Annotated in this window: 22 protein-coding genes; 7 read left to right on the forward strand and 15 right to left on the reverse strand. The window is 66.9% G+C overall.

Annotation, left to right across the window (positions count from 1 at the left end; translation table 11 throughout):
• Positions 1-56 precede the first annotated feature (56 nt).
• The 5 genes from thiL to glyA all read right to left on the reverse strand — a co-directional run bounded on the left by thiL (position 57) and on the right by glyA (position 3,845).
• Positions 57-1,118, reverse strand: a complete 1,062-nt coding sequence (gene thiL, locus AC1DSO_RS10860) for a thiamine-phosphate kinase (protein WP_477068830.1) — start codon at positions 1,116-1,118, stop codon at positions 57-59.
• Positions 1,078-1,527, reverse strand: a complete 450-nt coding sequence (gene nusB / locus AC1DSO_RS10865) for a transcription antitermination factor NusB (RefSeq protein ID WP_477068831.1) — start codon at positions 1,525-1,527, stop codon at positions 1,078-1,080. Before nusB ends, thiL begins: the two co-directional genes overlap by 41 nt.
• Positions 1,524-1,988, reverse strand: a complete 465-nt coding sequence (gene ribH, locus AC1DSO_RS10870; protein ID WP_477068832.1) for a 6,7-dimethyl-8-ribityllumazine synthase — start codon at positions 1,986-1,988, stop codon at positions 1,524-1,526. The genes nusB and ribH overlap by 4 nt, the downstream gene beginning before the upstream one ends.
• A 64-nt stretch (positions 1,989-2,052) precedes the next feature.
• A complete protein-coding gene (gene nrdR, locus AC1DSO_RS10875; protein WP_056050709.1) occupies positions 2,053-2,526 on the reverse strand; it encodes a transcriptional regulator NrdR in 474 nt (157 codons plus the stop codon).
• A gap of 32 nt (positions 2,527-2,558) precedes the next feature.
• Positions 2,559-3,845, reverse strand: a complete 1,287-nt coding sequence (glyA, locus tag AC1DSO_RS10880; protein ID WP_477068833.1) for a serine hydroxymethyltransferase — start codon at positions 3,843-3,845, stop codon at positions 2,559-2,561.
• Between the two features lie 164 nt (positions 3,846-4,009).
• On the opposite strand from glyA, the gene AC1DSO_RS10885 reads away from it, so the two are divergent.
• Positions 4,010-4,453: a Ros/MucR family transcriptional regulator gene (locus AC1DSO_RS10885; protein WP_477068834.1), complete on the forward strand. Its 444-nt coding sequence runs from the start codon at positions 4,010-4,012 to the stop codon at positions 4,451-4,453.
• 108 nt (positions 4,454-4,561) lie between these two features.
• Here AC1DSO_RS10885 and hemA read toward each other — a convergent pair whose 3' ends face one another.
• The 6 genes from hemA to AC1DSO_RS10915 form a co-directional block, all read right to left on the reverse strand.
• Complete coding sequence (gene hemA / locus AC1DSO_RS10890) at positions 4,562-5,788, reverse strand: 5-aminolevulinate synthase (RefSeq protein WP_477068835.1); 1,227 nt, start codon at positions 5,786-5,788, stop codon at positions 4,562-4,564.
• Positions 5,789-5,965: 177 nt separating this feature from the next.
• Positions 5,966-6,862, reverse strand: coding sequence for a 3-hydroxyisobutyrate dehydrogenase (gene mmsB / locus AC1DSO_RS10895; RefSeq protein WP_477068836.1), 897 nt, complete (start codon positions 6,860-6,862; stop codon positions 5,966-5,968).
• A gap of 74 nt (positions 6,863-6,936) precedes the next feature.
• On the reverse strand, positions 6,937-7,737 hold the full coding sequence (locus AC1DSO_RS10900) for a class I SAM-dependent methyltransferase (protein WP_477068837.1): 801 nt from the start codon (positions 7,735-7,737) through the stop codon (positions 6,937-6,939).
• Between the two features lie 58 nt (positions 7,738-7,795).
• Positions 7,796-8,848 carry an enoyl-CoA hydratase/isomerase family protein gene (locus tag AC1DSO_RS10905; protein ID WP_477068838.1) on the reverse strand — a complete coding sequence of 351 codons (1,053 nt, stop codon included), beginning with the start codon at positions 8,846-8,848 and terminating at the stop codon, positions 7,796-7,798.
• Positions 8,849-8,860: 12 nt separating this feature from the next.
• Positions 8,861-9,460 (reverse strand): histidine phosphatase family protein, encoded by a 600-nt coding sequence (locus AC1DSO_RS10910; RefSeq protein WP_477068839.1) that lies wholly within the window; start codon positions 9,458-9,460, stop codon positions 8,861-8,863.
• Positions 9,457-10,605: an isobutyryl-CoA dehydrogenase gene (locus tag AC1DSO_RS10915; RefSeq protein ID WP_477068840.1), complete on the reverse strand. Its 1,149-nt coding sequence runs from the start codon at positions 10,603-10,605 to the stop codon at positions 9,457-9,459. The genes AC1DSO_RS10910 and AC1DSO_RS10915 overlap by 4 nt, the downstream gene beginning before the upstream one ends.
• Before the next feature lie 263 nt (positions 10,606-10,868).
• Between AC1DSO_RS10915 and AC1DSO_RS10920 the strand changes: the two genes are divergently transcribed.
• From AC1DSO_RS10920 to AC1DSO_RS10940, 5 genes are all read left to right on the forward strand, one after another.
• Positions 10,869-11,330 carry a DUF2147 domain-containing protein gene (locus AC1DSO_RS10920; RefSeq protein WP_477068841.1) on the forward strand — a complete coding sequence of 154 codons (462 nt, stop codon included), beginning with the start codon at positions 10,869-10,871 and terminating at the stop codon, positions 11,328-11,330.
• Between the two features lie 61 nt (positions 11,331-11,391).
• The gene (hemB, locus tag AC1DSO_RS10925) at positions 11,392-12,393 is read left to right on the forward strand and encodes a porphobilinogen synthase (protein ID WP_477068842.1); all 1,002 of its coding nucleotides are present in this window, start codon (positions 11,392-11,394) and stop codon (positions 12,391-12,393) included.
• 1 nt (position 12,394) lies between these two features.
• Positions 12,395-13,258, forward strand: a complete 864-nt coding sequence (locus tag AC1DSO_RS10930; RefSeq protein ID WP_477068843.1) for a helix-turn-helix transcriptional regulator — start codon at positions 12,395-12,397, stop codon at positions 13,256-13,258.
• 30 nt (positions 13,259-13,288) lie between these two features.
• Entirely contained in the window at positions 13,289-14,380 is a 1,092-nt protein-coding gene (locus AC1DSO_RS10935) for a serine hydrolase domain-containing protein (RefSeq protein ID WP_477068844.1), read from the forward strand.
• Positions 14,381-14,401: 21 nt separating this feature from the next.
• Positions 14,402-14,797, forward strand: a complete 396-nt coding sequence (locus AC1DSO_RS10940; protein ID WP_477068845.1) for an NUDIX hydrolase — start codon at positions 14,402-14,404, stop codon at positions 14,795-14,797.
• 49 nt (positions 14,798-14,846) lie between these two features.
• On the opposite strand, the gene glyS is transcribed toward AC1DSO_RS10940, so the two are convergent.
• From glyS to AC1DSO_RS10960, 4 genes are all read right to left on the reverse strand, one after another.
• Entirely contained in the window at positions 14,847-16,916 is a 2,070-nt protein-coding gene (gene glyS / locus AC1DSO_RS10945; RefSeq protein ID WP_477068846.1) for a glycine--tRNA ligase subunit beta, read from the reverse strand.
• 6 nt (positions 16,917-16,922) lie between these two features.
• Positions 16,923-17,822, reverse strand: a complete 900-nt coding sequence (locus AC1DSO_RS10950; RefSeq protein ID WP_477068847.1) for a glycine--tRNA ligase subunit alpha — start codon at positions 17,820-17,822, stop codon at positions 16,923-16,925.
• Between the two features lie 94 nt (positions 17,823-17,916).
• Positions 17,917-18,861 carry a fasciclin domain-containing protein gene (locus AC1DSO_RS10955; RefSeq protein ID WP_477068848.1) on the reverse strand — a complete coding sequence of 315 codons (945 nt, stop codon included), beginning with the start codon at positions 18,859-18,861 and terminating at the stop codon, positions 17,917-17,919.
• An 85-nt stretch (positions 18,862-18,946) separates the two neighbouring features.
• Positions 18,947-19,297, reverse strand: a complete 351-nt coding sequence (locus AC1DSO_RS10960) for a DMT family protein (RefSeq protein ID WP_477068849.1) — start codon at positions 19,295-19,297, stop codon at positions 18,947-18,949.
• A 328-nt stretch (positions 19,298-19,625) separates the two neighbouring features.
• On the opposite strand from AC1DSO_RS10960, the gene AC1DSO_RS10965 reads away from it, so the two are divergent.
• The gene (locus AC1DSO_RS10965) at positions 19,626-19,964 is read left to right on the forward strand and encodes a P-II family nitrogen regulator (protein WP_004623580.1); all 339 of its coding nucleotides are present in this window, start codon (positions 19,626-19,628) and stop codon (positions 19,962-19,964) included.
• Positions 19,965-20,156 lie beyond the last annotated feature (192 nt).

Here is a 20,156-nt window from a genome sequence, read left to right on the forward strand (position 1 = left end):
ACCTCCCATAACCCGACAGGCCTTGAGATTGGCCTAATCGTCGAAAGGTCAGCGGCTCAGCCGTGCAGCCAGCCCAGGCGCGAGGGCGTCACGTCGCGCCCCTTGTAGTAGGCCGAGACGCCCTCGCCTTCGACGAACTCGCCGATTTCGCTGACCTTCACGCCCGCGGCGGCGGCGGCCACGCGGAAGGCCCAGGCCTCGTTGGGATCGACGGCGCAGACGATCTCGTAGTCGTCGCCGCCAGAGGCCAGGGAAATACGGCCTTCGACCTGCTCGGGTTGTTGATCCAGCCAAGCTTGGCCGCCCGGCGACAGCGGCAGGCGCTCAAGATCGACGCGTACGCGGCAGCCGCTGGCCTTGGCCAGGTGGGCGCTGTCGGCCAACAGACCATCGGAGACGTCGGCGGCGGCCTTGGCGTGGACCCGCATGGCCTCGCGCAGCTGAACGCGCGGTTCGGGCTGGCGGTAATGGCGCAGCAGAGCGCCGTCGGCGTCCATCACCTCGCCCCACTGGGCCAGCAGGCCTAGCCAACCATCGCCGATCGTGCCGGTGACCATCAGACGGTCGCCAGCCTTGGCGCCACGCCGCAGAATCGCCCCGCCAGCCGGGACCCAGCCCAACAGCGTCGCCGAGACGACCAGCGGGCCCGAGGTGGTGACGGTGTCGCCGCCAAGCAGCGAAATGTCAAACAGCGCGCCGTCCTCGGCCAAGCCGCGAGCGAAGGTCTCGCGGGCGGCCACGTCGGAACCGGATGGCCAGCCCACGGCCAGGAAGTAACCGTACGGCTCGGCCGCCTTGGCAGCCAAGTCAGAGAGGTTGGTGCGCAGCAGCTTGCGAGCGACGACGTCCAGCGCCTCGTCGGCCAGGAAGTGCACGCCGGCGACCATGGCGTCCTTGGTGACGACCAGGTCATAGCCCGGACGCGATGGCAGTACGGCCGCGTCGTCCAGCAGGTCCAGCGCGACCGGATCGCCCCGCGTCAGCGGACGCAGCAGACGCGCGATATGATCGAATTCGGTCGGAGCCGCGACCGCCGCGGCGGGCGCGGCGTCGTCTTCGGCGAACCAGTCGTCTTCGTCAGTCTCGTGCATCACGGGCGATCGCGTCGAGGGCGCCATTGATGAAGCCTGACTCGGGTCCTTCGAAAAAGGATTTCGCGATCTCGACGTACTCATTGATGACGACCTCGGTCGGAACGTCCGGCCGATACATCAGTTCGAAGGCCCCCGCGCGCAGCACGGCGCGGGCCGTAGCGTCCAGCCGTTCGAGGCGCCAGCCCGAAGCCAGGCGCTTGACGATGCCCTGATCGACCTTGGCCTGGTTGGTGACGACACCCTTGGCCAGCTCGGCGAAAAAGGTCTCGTCGGCGGCGGCCAGCCGCTCGCCTTCGACGTCGCGGTCGAAGCGATGCTCGGAGAATTCGCGGATCACCGAATCGACGCCCGCGCCCGAGACTTCCATCTGGTACAGCGCCTGGACGGCGGCGAGGCGCGCGACCGAGCGCGGTTGAATGCGGTTGCCGCTCATCGGGCCTGTCCCAGCAGTTGGCGCTTTAGAGCGATGGTCTCGAGGCAAGCCTTGGCGGCGGCGCCGCCGCGATCGCCTTCGCTGACCCTGGCCCGGGTCCAGGCCTGGCTCTCGTCATCGACGGCCAGCACGCCAAAGCCGATCGGCAGGCGCTTGCCGATGCCCAGATCTTGGAGGCCCCGGGCGGTCTCGTTGGCGACCAGCTCGAAATGATAGGTCTCCCCGCGGATGATGCAGCCCAAGGCCACGAATCCGTCGTAGCGCACGCCGACCGGGCGATGGCCGGCTTCCTCGGCCAGGGCCACGGCGGTCGGGATCTGCAAGGTGCTGGAGACCGTGATCACGTCGTATTCCGCGCCATAGGCCTCGATGGCCTGGGCGGCTCCGCGCAGCAGCTCGTCGGAGATCCCCGAATGGCTTCGGCCCTCCACGATCAGCAGGCGGATGTTGTCTTCAACCATCTAACTCGAATCTCCACGGCCACGCTCGCGGCGTGACCAGAAACACACATCAAGGATTAACGGACTATAGCTCGTCCTCGGCGCCGTCGCTCAGACCTTCTTCACCCAGGAACTTCGCGAAGTCGCTCGTCTCCTTGAAGTCCCGGTAGACCGAGGCGTAGCGGACATAGGCCACGTCATCGAGCGATTTCAACGCCTTCATGACCATTTCGCCCACGGTCGACGACGGCAGCTCGGTTTCGCCCATGCTTTCCAGCTGTCGGACGATGCCGTTGATCATCCGCTCGACACGTTCGGCCTCGACCGGACGCTTCTGGGTGGCCAGGGCGATCGAGCGGACCAGCTTGTCGCGGTCGAACGGCGAACGGCGGCCCGACCGCTTCAGAATGATCAACTCGCGCAGTTGAACACGTTCGAACGTGGTGAAGCGGCCGCCGCACTCCGGGCACATCCGGCGACGCCGGATGGCCGCGCCGTCTTCCGACGGGCGGCTGTCCTTCACCTGGCTTTCGGCATGGCCGCAGAATGGGCATCGCATGATCTAGCCCCTCCCCGGCGCTAACAGGCCTATTAGTTGTAGATCGGGAAGCGGGCCGTCAAGGCCAGCACTTCCTCACGGACCTGCGCCTCGACCGCTGCATTGCCCTCGGGGCCGTTGGCGGCCAAGCCGTTGACGACCTCGCCGATCAGCTGACCGACACGGGTGAACTCGGCTTCCTTGAAGCCGCGCGTCGTGCCGGCCGGCGTACCCAGGCGGACGCCCGAGGTGATCGTGAACGGCGCGGTGTCGAACGGCACGCCGTTCTTGTTGCAGGTCATGTGGGCGCGCTCGAGGCTGTGCTCGGTGTCACGCCCGGTCACGCCCTTGGGACGCAGGTCGACCAGCATCAGGTGGCTGTCGGTGCCGCCCGAGACGATGTTGACGCCCGACGTCAGCAGAGCCTCCGACAGCGCCCTGGCGTTGGCGATGATCTGACGGGCGTAATCCTTGAACGCCGGCTGCAGCGCCTCGCCGAACGCCACGGCCTTGGCGGCGATGACGTGCTCCAGCGGACCGCCCTGCAGGCCCGGGAAGACGGCCGAATTGACCTTCTTGATGATCGCCTCGTCGTTGGTCAGCACCATGCCGCCACGCGGACCGCGCAAGGTCTTGTGGGTGGTGGTGGTGACGACGTGGGCGTGCGGGATCGGGCTGGGGAACACGCCGCCGGCGACCAGACCCGCGAAGTGGGCCATGTCGACCATCAGATAGGCGCCGATGCTGTCGGCGATCTCACGGAATCTGGCGAAGTCGATCTCGCGGCTGTAGGCGCTGCCGCCGGCGATGATCAGCTTGGGCTTTTCGCGCTGGGCGATCTCGGCCACGCCGTCATAGTCGATCAACTGGTCCTGCTGACGGACGGTGTACGAGATCGGCTTGAACCACTTGCCCGACTGATTGGCGGGCGAGCCGTGGGTCAGGTGGCCGCCGGCGGCCAGGTCCATGCCCAGGAAGCTATCGCCCGGCTGCAGTAGCGCCATGAACACCGACTGGTTGGCTTGCGAGCCCGAGTGCGGCTGCACGTTGGCGAAGCCGGCGCCGAACAGCTGCTTGGCGCGCTCGATCGCGATCGTCTCGATCTCGTCGACATACTCGCAGCCGCCGTAATAGCGCTTGCCCGGATAGCCCTCGGCGTACTTGTTGGTCAGGATCGAGCCCTGGGCCTGCAAGACGGCCTTGGAGACGATGTTCTCCGAGGCGATCAGCTCGATCTGGTTCTGCTGCCGGGCCAGCTCGCGACCGATACGGTCGAAGATGTCACGGTCCGCGGTGGCGAGGTCGGCGCCGAAAAAGGCGCTGGTGTTGGCTTGGGTCATGACGCTCTCCAGGCGTTACGGGGAGTCAGCAGAGGCGCCCTCTTTAACGGGATAGGCGCGGCGATCAATCTCGGAACCACATGCTCAGCTGTGCGTTGCAGTGGCGCAGGGCGGCTCTCAACCCCCGCGGCGTACCAACAGCAACAACGGTAATGGGGTATCTCATGGCGTCTCAGGGCGGCGGCACGGACACGGCGAACGACAACAGCGTCGACATCCTGGGACTCAGCGCCGAGATCGTGGCCGCCTATGTGGGTCAAAACACGGTTTCCCAGACGGCCATTCCGGACCTGATCCGCACGGTCCACGAGGCGCTCGCCTCGCTGAACAGCGGCGGCGAAGCGCCCCGCCCGCTCGAGAAGGCCAAGCCGGCCGTGCCGGTCGGGCGCTCTGTCCAGCACGACTTCATCGTCTGCCTCGAGGACGGGAAGAAGCTGAAGATGCTCAAGCGCTACCTGCGCTCGCACTACGACATGAGCCCCGAGGAATATCGTCGCAAATGGGGCCTGCCGCCTGACTATCCGATGGTGGCGCCGGCCTATGCCGCCCGTCGTTCTGACTTCGCCAAGAAGATCGGGCTGGGCAAGGGCGTGCGGCGCGGTAGCTGATCGCTCAACACCTTTGCCTTTCAGGCACGCGAACGCCGCCGGAGTCCGGCGGCGTTTCTCGTTTCGGCGATATGCGGTTCGGTCGAAGCTGAAGTGCGCGTATTCCCTTTAGGCCGCGTGGCCGCCCATGCGGGCGACGTTACAGTGGGCCCACAGCGCCTCCATTGCCGAGACCAGCTTGCGCATCATCTCGTCGGTATGGAACGGCGTGGGGGTGAAGCGCAGGCGCTCGGTGCCGCGTGGCACGGTCGGATAGTTGATCGGCTGCACATAGACGCCGTGATCGGCCAGCAGCATGTCGCTGATCATCTTGGTGTGGATCGGATCACCGACCAGCACCGGTACAATGTGGCTTTCGTTTTCCATGACCGGCAGACCGGCGGCCTTGAACATCGCCTTCAGAGTCGCGGCGCGCTCCTGGTGGATCTCGCGCACTTCCGGATGCTGCTTCAACCAGCGGACGCTGGCCAGCCCTCCGGCGACCAGGGCCGGCGGCAGCGACGTCGTGAAGATGAAGCCCGAGGCCATCAGGCGAATGGCGTCGATCACTTCGGCGTCGCCGGCGATGTAGCCGCCCATGACGCCGAACGCCTTGCCCAGCGTGCCTTCGATGATGTCGATCTCGCCCATCAGGCCGTCGCGCTCGGCGACGCCGCCGCCGCGCGGGCCGTACATGCCGACCGCGTGGACCTCGTCGAGGTAGGTCATCGCGCCGTACTTCTTGGCCAGGGCCACGGTCCCGGCGAGGTCGGCGATGTCGCCGTCCATCGAATAGACGCTTTCGAACGCGATCAGCTTGGGCGCGTCGGCCGGCGCGGCCGCCAGCAGCTCCTCGAGGTGGGCCAGGTCGTTGTGGCGGAACACCTTGCGCGGGCCGCCGCCGTTGCGGATGCCCGCGATCATCGAGGCGTGGTTCAGTTCGTCCGAAAAGATGATCAGGCCAGGCAGGATCTTCTGCACGACCGACAGGCTAGCCTCGTTCGAGACATAGCCGGAGGTGAACAGCAGGGCCGCTTCCTTGCCGTGCAGGTCGGCCAGCTCGGCCTCCAGCAAGACGTGGTCATGGTTGGTGCCCGAGATATTGCGGGTGCCGCCCGAGCCCGAGCCATGCTCGTCGACGGCGGCCTTCATGGCGTCCATCACGACCGGGTTCTGGCCTTGGCCCAGATAGTCGTTGCTGCACCAGACCACGACCTCGCGCTCCGAGCCGTCCTGGCGGGTCCAGGTGGCCCGCGGGAACGCGCCGCGCCGACGCTTCAGGTCGGCGAAGACCCGGTAACGGCCCTCTTCGCGGATCTGGTCGATGGCGCTGCGGAACGCGGCTTTGTAGTCCATGTCGATCTCTAAACCGGCGGTCGATTGGTCCGACGGTCCCCTAAATCCAGGCTCGGCTTTTCGCACCAAGCGCCCTTAGTGTCCATCTAAGGGCGTCTACCTAGCAAATTGAATTACGCGATTGGCCGCATTGATTTCGTCAATGACCACTCGCGCGGACGGCGGTTCTTGGACGATTCAGTTCAGTTCCGCCAGCTTGCCGCGCAACATCTGGATGGCGGCCGAGAAATCCTTGCCGCCGAAGCCGTTGCCGTCGAGCAGAGCATAAAGCGCCTCGGCCTGGGCGCCCATCGGCGTGCTGGCTCCAGCCTTGGCGGCGGCGTCCTGCGCCAGCTTGAGGTCCTTCAGCATCATCGCCGTGGCGAACCCGCCTTCGTAGTGGCGATCGGCCGGTGTCTGCGGGCCGACGCCCGGCACCGGGCAATAGGTGGTGATCGACCAGCACTGGCCCGAAGACTTGCTGGCGATCTCGAAGAAGCGATCGGCCGCCAGACCCAGTTTCTCAGCCAGGGCGAAGGCCTCGCAGGTCCCCAGCATCGAGACGCCCAGCAGCATGTTGTTGCAGATCTTGGCCGCCTGCCCCGCGCCGTGGTCGCCGGCCTGGATCGTCACGCGCGACATCGGCGCCAGCGCCGCCTCGACGGCCGCGAAGTCGTCGGCGTCGCAGCCGACCATGAACGCCAGAGTCCCCGCCTCGGCGGCCATGATTCCCCCCGACACCGGCGCGTCGGCGAAGCGGAATCCAGCTTCGGCCGCCTGGTTTGCGACTGCGCGGGCGCTCTCGACGTCGATGGTCGAGCAGTCGATCAGCAGGGCGGTCTTCGGCGCATGGGCCAGGATCTGCTCGCCATAGACCGCCCGCACGTGCGGGCCGGCGGGCAGCATGGTGATCACCACCTCTGCGTCCGTCACTGCCTCGGCCACCGAAGCCGCCGCGTGGCAGCCGGCGGCCACAGCCCGCTCGACCGTCGCCGCCGACAGGTCGAAGGCGCGGACGTGATGTTGCGCCTTGGCTTGGTTGGCGGCCATGCCGCCACCCATGTTGCCCAGGCCGATGAAGGCGATGCGCGTCATTGGGAGCTCCCTGCAAATGCGAACCGCGCCTCATGGGCGCGGCTCTTATCGTTGATATACCTATATTTTTCCGCCTATCGCGCGGTCGATGGCTTTCTGAACTTGTAAACGAACTGGTCTGTCTTGCCGCGGATGGACGGGTCGAAGACGTTGACCTTGCGGCTGTCGCCCGGGTCACGCAGCACCCGGCTCTCACCTTCGAAGATGAAGCCGGCGGCCGTGATCTCGGACTTCACCACCGCCGAGTCGATGCGGTGCAGGGTCTCGGTGTCGCGCAGGCCCGAACCGGGTTCGGCCGAGTGGTCGATGACCAGGAAGACGCCGCCGGGCTTGAGGGCTCTGAAGATTTGGCGGTTCACCACCGACAGGTCGGCCGGGCCCATGAACTTGTCGTGCATGTCGTGATAGTTCTGAGCCGTGAACACCAGGTCCAGCTTCTCGGGCGCGGCGAAGTTCGGCAGCTTGTTGAGGATCACCGTCACGTTCGAATAGGCCGGGTCGCGAGCGATAGCGTTCACCGCCGGCTCGCGCTTGGCCAGCTTGGTCAGCTCATCCGGCACATAGGCGTAGACACGCCCGCGGGGGCCGACGGTCTTCGCGAAGATGCGCGTGAAATAGCCGCCGCCGGGAATCAGGTCGGCGACCTTGGCGCCGGGCTTCACGCCGGCGAAGGCCAGGACCTCGCCAGGGTGACGGTCCTTGTCACGCACCATGTCGGCGGCCGGACGCGACGGATCGCTCAGGGCGGCGGCCACGTAGGGCGGCAGCGCGATGGCGACCGGACGGGACGGCGGAGGCGGCGGAGGCCCCATCGGTTGCGTCGCGCAGGCGGCGAGGCCGAGTACTGCGACGAGACTGAGAAGCGGCTTACGCATGGCAATCCTTCCGAACCGACGTGTTCTTGTTGGGGGCGACGTTAACCCAGGACTTTCGCTACGTCAGCGGGGTCCATTCCTCGCCGGGCGGTAGCGGGGCGAAAATCTCGTCCAGCATGGCCTCCGTGACCTCCTCGAGGCGCGCCGGATCCCAGCGCGGGGCGTTGTCCTTGTCGACGATCACGGCCCGGACGCCTTCAATGAAGTCGTGCTTGCGGACGACGCGCGAACCGATCCGATATTCCATGACCATGTTGTCGGCGAAGTCGGTCATGGCCGCGCCGCGCTTCAGCTGCTCGAAGGCGACCTTCAGGGTCTGAGGCGACTTGGTCTGCATCACCGCCAACTGGGCCTTGCCCCAGTCGCTGGAGTCGAGGGTCAGGAACTCGACGATCTCCTCGACGCTGTCGCCGACGAACAGGCGGTTGAGGTCCTGCTCGAAGCCCAGCAAGGCGGCCTTGCCGGCGTCGGCGCGATATTTGCGCAGCGTTTCGTCGATGCGGCGCGGGTCGGCGATGATGGCCTTCTTCAACCCCTCGACGGCGCCGAATTCGACGAAGTGGGTGGCGATCCCCAGGCGCATGCAGTCCGCGCCTTTGATCCGCGCGCCGGTCAGGGCCAGCCACAGGCCCGCCTTGCCCGGCAGACGCGGCAGGTACCAGCCGCCGCCGACGTCCGGGAACAGGCCGATGCCGGTCTCCGGCATGGCGAAGGTCGTGCGCTCGGTGGCGATCCGCACGTGCGCCGGCATCGAGACGCCAACCCCACCGCCCATGACCACGCCGTCCATCACCGCCACGACCGGGATGTCATAGCTGAACAGTAGATGGTTCAGCTGGTACTCGGTGTGGAAGAAGCGTCGCGCCTCCACACCATCCTTGGCGCCGCTGTCGGCCAGCATGCGGATGTCGCCGCCGGCGCAGAAGCCGCGCTCGCCCGCATGGTCGATCAGAACCATGTAGACCTCGGGATCATCCTGCCAGTCCAGCAGCGCGCCGATCATGGTCTCGCACATGGAGAGCGTCAGGGCGTGCAGGGCCTTGGGCCGGTTCAGCGTGATGCGGCCGACGTTCTTCTCGACGCGGATCAGGACTTCGGGGTCTTCGGTCATGTCGATCCGTGTCTAGGCGGGTTCGGCGACGGGCGCGCAGCTGAGGCGATCGATCTGGCCGTTGCTCAAGCGGAAGATGGCGTCCTGCGGCACGTCCTGGCCGATCACCTCGGCGCGCGGCAGACCGGCATAGGCGCCGCGCAGCATCCAGCCGGCGATGCCGTGGCTGACCACAATCAGCCGGCGCTCGGGCTCGGGCGCCTGTTCGGCCAGCCAGGCGGATATCCGACCCATGATGTGCTCGTAGGTCTCGCCGTTCGGCGACTTGAACGCCCATTCGGGGTCTGTCAGCAGCGCCGGCGTCTCGCGCTTCACCTCGTCGCGCAGACGGTTCGACCAGTCGCCGACGCTGATCTCCAGCAGGCGATCGTCGAATTCCACCGGCAGGCCAAGGCGCGCACCGATCGTTTCGGCCGTGTGTCGCGCCCGGCGCAGGGGGCTGGCGACGATGCGCCAATCGGCCGGAGGGTCGCGTCGGACCAGGTCGAACAGCAGGTCCCCCATGGCCGCGGCCTGGGCGCGGCCCAGCGGCGTCAGGTCCGACTCGGTCTGGCCCTGCATGCGGCCTTCGCGATTGTGGAAGGTCTGGCCGTGGCGACAGAGATAGATCACTGCCGGAACAGCTCGCGGGCGATGATGACGCGCATGATCTCGTTGGTCCCTTCCAGGATCTGGTGCACCCGCAGGTCGCGCACGATGCGCTCCAGCGGATAGTCCTGGAGGTAGCCGTAGCCGCCATGCAGCTGCAAGGCGTCATTGGCGACCTGGAAGCCGGCGTCGGTGGCGAAACGCTTGGCCATGGCGCACAGCTTGGTCGCCTCGGGGTGGCGATTGTCGAGCGCGTGGGCGGCGCGGCGCACCATCAGGCGGGCGGCTTCCAGTTCCGTGGCCATGTCGGCCAGCTTGAACTGCAAGGCCTGGAAATCCTTCAAGGCTTTGCCGAACTGGTTTCGGGTCTCCATATAGGCCTTGGCCGTGTCGAGCGCGAACTGGGCGCCGCCCAGCGAGCACGAGGCGATGTTCAGGCGACCACCGTCCAGGCCCATCATGGCGAAGCGGAAGCCCTCGCCCTCCTGGCCGATGCGGTTCTCGACCGGCACACGGCAGTTGTCGAAATTGACCTGGGCGGTCGGCTGGGCGTTCCAGCCCATCTTGCGCTCGTTGGCCCCGAAGCTGAGGCCCTCAGCGCCCTTCTCGACCACGAAGGCCGAGACGCCCTTGGCGCCTTCGCCGCCGGTGCGGGCCATGACGACATAAACATCCGAGACGCCGCCGCCCGAGATGAAGGCCTTGCCGCCGTTCAGGACATAGTGGTCGCCGTCCAGCTTGGCGCTCGTGCGCATGTTGGCCGCGTCCGACCCGGAGCCCGGCTCCGTCAGGCAGTAGCTGGCGATCAGCTCCATGGTCGTCAGGCGCGGCAGGTAGCGCTGGCGCAGGTCGTCGGAGCCGAAGCGATCGATCATCCACGAGGCCATGTTGTGGATGGTCAGGTAGGCGGCCGTCGGCACGTCGCCGTAGCTCAGAGCCTCGAAAATGATCGACGCGTCGAGGCGCGACAATCCGCTCCCCCCGACATTTTCGTTCACATAGATGCCCGCGAAACCCAGCCCGGCCGCCTGGCGCAATACGTCGATCGGGAAGTGTTTCTTCTCGTCCCACTCGGCAGAATGAGGGGCAAGCTGTCCCTCGGCGAACGCAAGGGCGGCGTCCTGGATCGCGACTTGATCTTCGTTTAGCGCGAAATCCATGCGCGACATCCTCCCGTTCGGGGCAGAACCGCCCTCACCTTCTTGCGGCTGACGTGCCGCGCTCGGGGGCCCCTGTCAATCGGGCCGCACCGCCATTTCGACGCCGATCAGGGCCTTTTGATCAGGGTCCGGAGGGTGTGACCTGAAATCCTCCGTTACACGACTTGAATCGGCAGAAACGCCACACCCCCTTGATAACCATGGTCGTTCCCCTCAAATCCCCAGTCCACGGGGATGGCGTCCTCCAACTTTCAATTTTGCTCAGAACAACAATGCGTTTCGTGAAACTTGCACTGGCCGCTCTCGCGGCGGCCCTGGGAATGGCGGCGGTCTCCGCGCCGGCCTTCGCGGCCGACGGCGACATCTCGCGTAGCTATGGCGTTTGGCGCAATCCCAAGAACTCGGTCCACTTGGAAATCAAGGACTGCGGCGCCAGCACTTGCGGCGTCGTCGTGTGGGCTAGCGCCAAGGCCGAGGCCGACGCGCGCAAATCGGGCACCGACACGCTGATCGGCAAGCAACTGCTGCGTGACTTCGAAGCCCAGAACAATGGCACGCTGAAAGGCCGCGTCTGGGTCCCGACCCTGAAGGTCACCCTGGTGGGCTCGGCCGACATCGTCGACACCCGGACCATGCGCGCCAAGGGCTGCGTGATCGGCAACTTCCTGTGCAAGTCGCAACTGTGGACCCGCATCGAGGGTCCGTCGCTCCTGGCCTCGCGCGCCGCGCCGTAAGATCACGCCTTAAGGAAGCGGGAGCCTTGCCTCGCACGGCCACCCGCGCGAAACCAGCGGCATGACCACGCCGCCGCTCGCCCCCTATCCCGCCACACGCCTGCGCCGCCTGCGCCAGGCCGACTGGACCCGCCGCCTCGTTCGCGAAAGCGAGGTCCGGCCCTCCGACCTGATCTGGTCGATGGTGGTGCATGAGAGCGAAGGGACCATCCCTGTCGCCTCGATGCCGGGCGTGGAGCGCTTGTCGGTCAAGGAAGCCGCCAAGGCCGCCGTCCGCGCGCGCGACCTGGGCATCCCGGCCATCGCCATCTTTCCGCACATCGACGGCTCGAGGAAGGACGCGACCGGCTCGATCGCCGCCGATCCGAACGGGTTGATCCCGCGCGCCGTCAAGGCCATGAAGGACGCCGCCCCCGAAGTCGGCATCATGTGCGACGTGGCGCTGGATCCCTTCACCGACCATGGCCACGACGGCGTGATCGAGGGCGGCAAGATCCTCAACGACCCGACCATCGAGCGCCTGATCGAACAGGGCCTGATGCAGGCCGAGGCCGGCGCCGACATCCTGGCGCCCTCCGACATGATGGACGGCCGCGTCGGCAAGCTGCGCGCGGCGCTGGAAGGGGCGAACTTCCAGGACGTGATGATCATGTCCTACGCGGCCAAGTACGCCTCGGCCTTCTACGGTCCGTACCGCGACGCCATAGGTTCGGCCAAGCTGGCGGGTGGTCAGGGCGACAAGAAGACCTACCAGATGGACCCGGCCAACACCGAGGAAGCCATCCGCGAGGTCGCGCTCGACATCGCCGAAGGGGCCGACATGGTCATGGTCAAGCCGGGGATGCCGTATCTGGATATCCTGCGCCGCCTGGTCGACGAGTTCCGCATGCCGACCTACGCCTTCCAGGTCTCCGGCGAGTACGCGATGATCATGGCCGCCGCCCAGAACGGCTGGATCGACCAGGACCGCGCCATTCTCGAGAGCCTCACCGCCTTCAAGCGAGCCGGCGCGGCGGGGATCATCACCTACTTCGCCCCTTGGGCCGCCGAGAAGCTGGGCTAGGATGGCCGCGCCAAGGACCGCCTTCAGTCAGGGCCGGTTCTATGGCGCGCCGACCGTCGAGCGACGCCTGCCTGGTGTTCGCCTGGCGCACCTCGAGGCCACCAAGCGCGCCGAGCACGTCGACGAGCACAGCCACGACGACGCCCACTTCGTGCTGGCCACCCACGGCCGCTACATCACCACTGCCGCGGGTCCCGAGACCGAAGGGCCGGTGCTGGTCTTCAATCCGCCCGGCGTCGTCCATCGCGACCGCTTCGTCGAGGTCGGCGGCTATTTCCTGGCCGTCAGCTACGAGGCCTCGGACTGGCGGGCGCTGGCCGACGCCGGACGCGGCGCGGCGGTCGACGCTCTGCGGCTCGTTGGCCCTGATGCGCGCCGCGCGGCTTTGCGCCTAACTCGCGCGTTGCTCGCTCGCGACGCCGAGTCCCTGTCGCTGGAGGGCCTTTGTCTGGAATTGGCGGCCCAGGCCCTGAGCCCGACACGCGACGGCGAACGGCTGCCATCTTGGCTGGAGCGCACCGAGACCTATCTGGCCGACGCCTTCGACCAGCCGATCGGCGTCGCCGACCTGGCCCGCGTGGCCGGCGTGCATCCCGTCCACCTGGCGCGCGGCTATCGTCGCTGGATGGGCGCCGCGCCGGGTGATCGCCTGCGGACGCGTCGCCTGGAGCGCGCCGCCGACCTTCTGATGCGCGGTCGCGACCCGATCGGCGAGATCGCCCTGGCCTGCGGCTTCTGCGACCAGAGCCATCTCAATCGCCAGTTCCGGCGCGCCTATGGCGTCACGCCCGGCGAGTTCGCGCGGCTGTGCGGCCGCCGACCGGATGTTGCGCGCGTCCAAGACGAGAGGTTCGACGCGGCCTAGAGCTCGGACGTCTCCGTGGAGTTACCGCCCTTGAAAGCCCTCGCCTTCGCCGCCGCCCTGGCCCTGTCTCCGCTGTCCAACGCGCTCGCCGCGTCGGATCTGCCCGTCGCGGCGCCCGCCGCCGAAGGCCTGTCCGCCGCCAAGCTCGACGCGATGTCCGCCGCCATCAAGGCCGGCCAGTTCCAGCAGATCACCAGCGTCCTGATCGCCCGCCACGGCAAGCTGGTGTTCGAGGCCTATTACGACGAGGGCAAGCCGGACGGCGGCGCCGAGGCGCGGCGCAACACCCGCTCCACGACCAAGACCGTCACCGCCATGCTGACCGGGGCGGCGATCGCCCGCGGCGCCCTGCCCGGCGTCCAGGCGCCGATCAAGGCCTACCTGAAGGATCGGCCGCCGGCCGCCGCGCCGGATCCGCGCAAGGACAAGGTCACAGTCGAGGACCTGCTGACCATGAGCTCGATCGCCGAGTGTAATGACGACAACCAGTTCTCGCGCGGCAACGAGGAGCGGATGTACCTGATCGAGGACTGGGTGGGCTTCTATCTGGATCTGCCCGTGCGTGGCTTTCCGGAGTGGAGCCCCAAGCCCGAAGCCTCGCCGTATGGCCGCGCCTTCAGCTACTGCACCGCCGGTGTCGTGGCCCTAGGTCAGGTCGTGCAGAACGCGGTCAAGAAGCCCCTGCCCGCCTTCGCCGACGAGGTGCTGTTCAAGCCGCTCGGTATCGAAAACCCGCACTGGCAGATGTCGCCCAAGGGCCTCGCGATGGGCGGCGGCGGTCTGGGCCTGCGTAGTCGCGACCTGCTGAAGCTGGGCCAGCTCTATGCCAACGGGGGCCAATGGAACGGGAAGACTGTACTGCCGGCGGCCTTCGTGAAGGCGTCGGTCACTCCGCATGCCAACGCCCGGGAAAACACCGATTACGGCTATCTGATCTGGCTGCAGACCTTTGCCGGCCACGAGGCCTGGGCGATGAGCGGCTCGGGCGGCAACAAGGTGGCCATCGTTCCGGACCTCGATTTGGTCGCCGTGATCACCACCACCAACTTCGGCGTCCGCCAGCCGCACGCGATCACCGAAAAGCTGCTGGCCGAGCACATCCTGGCGGCGGTCGAAAAGTAGCGACTCGGCTAACCTACCGGGATGAGCCGCGTCCTCGACATCGTCACCGCCGTGATCCGCGACGCGGACGGCCGCATGCTGCTGGTCCGCAAGCGCGGCACAACCACCTTCATGAAGCCCGGCGGCAAGCGCGACGGCGGTGAGGATGACCTGACCACCCTGGCCCGCGAGCTGGCGGAAGAGCTGGGCTGCCGATTGGTCGCCGCCGAGCTGCTGGGCCGGTTCTCCGCCCCGGCCGCCAACGAAGCCGGCTTCACCGTTCAGTCAGCGACCTACCTGGCCTCGGTCGAGGGCGACATCGCCGCTCTGGCCGAGATCGAGGAGCTAGCCTGGATCGTCCCGGCCGCGCCGGGCGCACTGCGCCTGGCCCCGCTGCTGACGGAGGCGGTGCTGCCGGCCTTGCTGGCGCGGGGCTAGGCCAGGGCAGCTCATACCCCGACCTCCCCGGCGAAGGCCGGATTGGGGTCTACCCCGCGATCAGCCCGAAGTCCGCCACCTGCCCCATGGCGTCGCGCACCGCCGCCAGCGTCTTCAGGCGGTTGTCGCGGTGCTCGGGGTCGTTGACGAACACGCCGTCCAGATAGGCGTCGACCGGACCACGCAGGCCAGCCAGCTGAGCCATGGCGCCGGTGAAGTCTTCCTTGGCCAGGGCGTCGGCCAGCGGGGCCTTCAGCACGCGCAGGGCGTCGAACAGCTGGACCTCGGCGTCGCTGTCGGCGGCCGGAGCTTGCGGTTCCCCAGTCGGCAGAGCGCCCTTCTTCTCCTCGGCCTTGAGGATGTTGGAGGCGCGCTTGTAGCCGGCCATCAGCGTCTTGCCGTCGTCGGTCTTCAGGAAGCCGTCCAAGGCCTCGACCCGCGCGACGATCCGCGCCAGGTCGTCATCGCCCAGGGCGAAGACGGCGTCGACGAGGTCGTGGCGCTTGCCCTGGTCGCGCAGGGTGACCTTCAGGCGGTCGGCGAAGAAGACGACAATGTCGGGAACGACTTCGGCGCCAGCCCCAACAAATCCATCCGCAACCTCCTCATGGATAAAGGACGACTGACGGAGGGCCTTTGTGAGCGTCGTGTTCAACGGCAATGTCAAACCGTTTTCCAAAATAATTCGAATGACACCGAGCGCCGCGCGCCGCAGCGCATACGGGTCCTTAGAACCAGTCGGCTTCTCGTTGATCTTGAAGAACCCGACCAACGTGTCCAGCTTGTCCGCCAGCGCCACCGCCACACTCACCGGCGCCGTCGGCACGGCGTCGGACGGCCCTTGGGGCTTGTAGTGATCCCGCACCGCATCGGCGATCTCGCCGTCTAGACCGAAGGTCCGGGCGTAGTAGCCGCCCATGACCCCCTGCAGCTCCGGGAACTCGCCGACCATCTGCGAGGCCAGGTCCGCCTTGGCCAGGCGGGCGGCCTCCTTAGTCTTCTCGACATCGGCGCCGACCAGCGGGGCGATCTCGGCGGCCAGGGCGACGATGCGCCCGACGCGCTGGGCCATCGTCCCCAGCTTGGCGTGGAAGGTCACCCCGTCCAGCTTCTTCAACCACGGCTCGAAGCCGACCTTGACGTCCTCGTCCCAGAAGAAGCGGGCGTCGGACAGGCGCGAGGACAGCACCTTGGCGTTGCCGGCCGCGATCACCGCGCCGCCGTCGGCGGCCTGGATGTTGGCGATGGTGATGAAGTGCGGGGCCAGGCCCTGCTCACCGGCCTTGCGGACGGCGAAGTACTTCTGGTGCGTGCGCATCGAGGTGCGGATCACCTCGGGCGGCAGGCTCAGGAACACCGGATCCATGTCGCCCAGCACCGGCGTCGGCCATTCGGCCAGGCCCGCGACTTCTTCCAGCAGGCCCGGGTCCTCGACCAGTTCGAGATGACGCGCGAAACACAGGGTCTTGCAGCCCTCGAGGATGCGTTCCTTGCGCTCCTCGACGTCGAGCACGACGTAGTGGGCTTCGAGGCCGGCCGCATATTCGTCGAAGTCGCGCGCCTGGAATGGCAGGGCGTCGCCCATGAAGCGGTGGCCTTCGGAGATGTCGCCGCTCTCGATCCCCTCGATGGCGAACGGCACGACCTCGCGGTCCAGCACGCACAGGATCCGCTTCAGCGGCCGCACCCAGCGCAGCTTCTTAGTCCCCCAGGTCATCGACTTGGGCCAGGGGAAGTTGCGGACGATCGCCTCGACCATCTCGGCGACGATCTCCGGCGTCGGGCGGCCCTTCTTCTCGATGAAGGCCATGTAGACGCCGTCGCGCTCGACCAGTTGGTCCTGGGTCAGGCCCGCCTTGCGCAGGAAGCCTTCCATCGCTTGAGGAGGAGCGCCGACGCGGGGGCCTTTAAGCTCTTCCTTGCGGTCAGCCTGGGCCAGCGGCAGGCCCTCGGCCACCAAGGTCAGGCGGCGCGGGCCGGCGAAGGTCTTCAGGGCCTCGGGCAGGAAGCCGGCGGCGGCCAAGTGCTCGCGCGCCAAGCGCTCCAGGTCCTTGGCGGCCTGGGCCTGCATGCGGGCGGGGATCTCTTCGGAGAACAGTTCGAGAAGAAGTTGGGGCATCGGTACTTACGCGGCTTCCTGCTGATCGACCCAAGCGCTGGCGCACAGCTTACAAAGGTCGCGGATGCGGCCGATGTAGCTGGCGCGCTCGGCGACGGCGATCGCGCCGCGGGCGTTCATCAGGTTGAAGAGGTGGCTGGCCTTGAGGACCATGTCATAGGCGGGCAGCACCAGGGCCTTGCCCTGGTACGAGCGGGCCAGCATCAGCGGCACCTGCTCCTCCATCTGCTCGAACTGCTGCTTGAGCACGGCGACGTCGTAGCCGTGGAAGTTGGCCTCCGACTGCTGGCGCTCGTTCTCCAGGAACACTTCGCCATAGGTCGTCGCGCCCAGCGGCGAGTCGGGGTCGTTGAACGGCAGGTCGTAGACGTTGTCGACGCCGAACACGTACATGGCCAGGCGTTCCAGGCCGTAGGTCAGCTCGCCGGCCACCGGCGAGACGTCCAGGCCGCCGACCTGCTGGAAGTAGGTGTACTGGCTGACTTCCATGCCGTCGCACCAGACTTCCCAGCCCAAACCCCAAGCGCCGACGGTCGGGTTTTCCCAGTCGTCCTCGACGAAACGGATGTCGTGGGTGCGCAAATCGAGGCCGATCGCTTCCAGCGAGCCGAGATACAGGTCCTGCATGTTCTCGGGGTTCGGCTTCAGGATCACCTGGTACTGGTAATAGTGCTGCAGGCGGTTGGGGTTCTCGCCATAGCGGCCGTCACCCGGGCGGCGCGAGGGCTGCACATAGGCCGCGTTCCACGGCTTGGGGCCCAGGGCGCGCAGCACCGTGGCCGGGTGCAGGGTCCCCGCCCCCACTTCCACGTCATGCGGTTGCAGGATGATGCAGCCCTGCCGGCTCCAATAGTCATGGAGCGTCAGGATCAGGCTCTGGAAGGACTTGGGTTTTTCGCGCGACATCAATCGAAGCAGGCCTAGAAAAAAGTTGGCGGACCATAGGGCCCGCCAACTGCTGCTTCAAGCGATGTCCCGGCCGAAAAGGCCGGGTCGCGAATTAGTTGCCCTTGGGCGCGGTGCGCTTGCCAGCGTTCGACATCGGCTTGCCGTACTTGGCGCGGTTCTCCGGGGTGTCGGCGACCGGCGGGTTGGAGACGACATTGGCGTCGCCGGCCTTCAGCGAAGCCTGGGCTTCCGGCGACTGCGACGACACCGGCACCACGCCTGAGGTGTTCGTCCCAGCGGCGGGCGCGGCCATGGCCGACGGCGAGGCGGCCGGATCGGCGGCCAGGTCCGTGGTCGAGGTCGGCGCGGTCGTGGTGGAGGGCGTCGTGGCCTGGGCCGACGGGGTCGTCGGATCCGACGGCATGGCCGGCGCGACCTGCTCGTTGGCGGCCACGTTCATGGTCGCGTTCGGATCGGTGGCCGACGGCGTGGCCGCGGCCTGCAGGCCGGGAAGGTCCTTAGGCAGCAGCACCTTGTCGACGACGTGCAGCACGCCGTTGCTGGCCATCACGTCGGTCTGGACGATGGCGGCGTTGTCGACCATCGGCGTGGCCCCGCTGCCGTCCAGCAGCAACGACGAGCCCTCGACGCTTTTCACCTCGCCCTTGGCGCCCTTGATCTTGGTGGAGTCCACCTTGGCGTTGATCAGGTGATAGGTCAGCACCTTCTGCAGCATGGGCCCGTTCTCGGGCAGCATCAGCTTGTCCAGCTCACCGGCCGGCAAGGCCGCGAAGGCTGCGTCGGTCGGGGCGAACAGGGTCAGGTTCTGATTGGTCTTCAGGACGCTGGTCAGGTTCACCGCCGAGACGGCCTTCAGGAAGGTGCTGAACTGGCCCGAGGCCTGCGCCGTTTCGATCAAGTCGCCCTTGGCGACGACCGGTGAAGCGGCGGCGGGCGCCCGCGCGGCGGGCGCCGGCGAGGTCATGTCTTGGGCATTGGCGGCGCCCGCCAGCAGGGCGATAGCCGCGGCGGCGGTCAGGAGACGCTGAATGTACATGGTCGAGTTCCTCTCGGTTCGAGCGGTGTACGCCCGGACCGGGGACTCGGTTCCGCGATCACGGCCTCGTGATGTCCAGGAAGCTCTACTTGAAAAAGAACACCATCGCCACGCCGCAGACGATGAACCCAAAACCGATAAGTGTCGTCCACTTGATTGATTCTCCGAGGTAGAAATAGGAGAACAGCGTAAAGACCAGCAAGGTGATGACCTCTTGTCCAACCTTCAACTGCGCTGTCGAATACACGCTGTGTCCGATGCGATTAGCGGGAACGGCCAGCATGTATTCGGGAAGCGCGATCAACCAGCTGGACAGGATCGCCACAGGCAGCGCCATCGGCTTGCCTTTCAGGTGGCCGTACCAGGCGTAGGTCATGAAGATGTTCGACATTACCAGCAGCAGCCAGGGCGCGATCTTCACAACGAGGGGCGGCATGACGGGGGGCTCCGGGGCTGGGCGTTGGGGATTCCCACAGCCTAAGGCAAGGGGCGCCTCCTGCGCCACCAGCCTCCCGTCTGTCGAAATCGCCAGTTTCTGACGCAAATGCAGCGCCGATCGCACATATTTTAGGCGCCTTGCCTATTTCCTTTCCAAATTCTTGTCCTTGCGCCCCGTCATGGAACCGTCGCCGATAGCGTGGCCGCGCCGGGGAAACGATGCAGCGCGTAATGGCGGCGTCGGCGGTGATCAAACCGGGGGCGGTCTTCCGCTTCTGACAACCAAGCAAAGCAAGCCCGTGCTTCAGCGGGTCGGAGCAAGGCGGATGAAACTGATCATAGCGGTCGTCAAACCCTTCAAGCTGGACGAGGTGCGCGAAGCGCTCGTCGCCGCCGGCGTCGAAGGCCTGACGGTTTCGGAAGTGAAGGGCTACGGCCGCCAGAAGGGCCAGACCGAGATCTACCGGGGCGCCGAGTACCAGGTGAATTTCGTGCCGAAAGTGAAACTCGAAGCGGTCGTGGACGACGCGTCCGCCGCCAAGGCCGTCGAGGCGGTCAAGGCCGCCGCGGCCACCGGCAAGATTGGCGACGGCAAGATCTTCGTCCTGAACGTCGAAGAAGCCGTCCGCATCCGCACCGGCGAAACCGGCTCGGCCGCTCTGTAACGCATCGGGAAAAGGGGATACCGACGATGAAACTCACCTTCAAACCGCTGGCCGGGCTGCTGCTCGCCGCGACCCTGGCGGGGGCTCCGCTGGGGGCGACCGCCTTCGCCCAGGAGGCCGCGCCCGCGCCGGCCGCCGCTACCGCCGCGGCGCCCGCCGAGGCCGCTCCGGCTCCGGCCGCCACGCCCGCTC

This window comes from Caulobacter sp. P4_E5 (genome assembly GCF_056401555.1).